At 47.0% G+C, this 741-nt stretch carries 1 protein-coding gene and 1 pseudogene; both read left to right on the top strand.

Annotated elements, in window-relative coordinates; all coding sequences use genetic code 11:
* A partial coding sequence (locus A3738_RS21565) for a flagellar motor switch protein FliM (protein ID WP_197473958.1) occupies positions 1-497 on the top strand: 497 nt, incomplete at its 5' end.
* A pseudogene (locus A3738_RS31385) lies at positions 490-741 on the top strand (hypothetical protein); the annotation flags it as partial. The gene A3738_RS21565 and the pseudogene A3738_RS31385, both read left to right, overlap by 8 nt.

Genomic DNA, 741 nt, shown 5'->3' with positions numbered 1-741 from the left:
CGATTTTTAAAGTTGATTTTGAGTATGTGAATTCTGAAGTGAACCCCTCAATGGCGAATATAGTCAGCCCAAGTGAGGTGGTTGTAATCAGTACATTCCATATTGAATTAGATGGCGGTGGCGGTGATCTGCATTTGGCGCTGCCTTACTCGATGATTGAGCCTATGCGCGAGCTGCTTGATGCCGGTGTGCAAAGCGACGTTGATGAAATTGATGAACGTTGGGTGAACACGATGCGTGAAGATTTACTCAGCGCAAACGTGCCGATTAACGCAACCCTACTAGAAAACCAAATTAGTTTACGTGACGTGTCGAATTTAAAAGAAGGCGACATTATTTCCGTAGATTTACCTGAATATGCCATGGTATCGGCAAACAAAATACCTATGTTTTATGCTCAGTTAGGCCAGAAAAATGGATCACTGGCATTGATGATTAAGGACAAAATAGAGCGGCCAACAACCGCTTCAACCAGCTTGGTAGACGAAGATGAGTGATAACGAAACCCAAAACGACGGTCAAAGTGAAGACGAGAAGTTAGCATCTGAATGGGAAGCGGCGATGGAAGAGTCTGGCGATGCTGGTGGTGACGCTGAGGATGAATGGGCCGCGGCGATGGCCGAGGCTGAAGCCTTAGGTGGCGAAGAGAATGATATTCAGGCAGCGCCCTTGGAAAGTTTCTCTGGCACAGCTCATCAAGCTAGTGCAGGTCTGGGTACTGGTTCTGAAACTCCCGATCTG

Source organism: Oleiphilus sp. HI0066 (assembly GCF_001635725.1).
The sequence above is the reverse complement of the archived record's forward strand: the minus strand, read 5'-3'. Positions and strand labels throughout refer to the sequence as shown.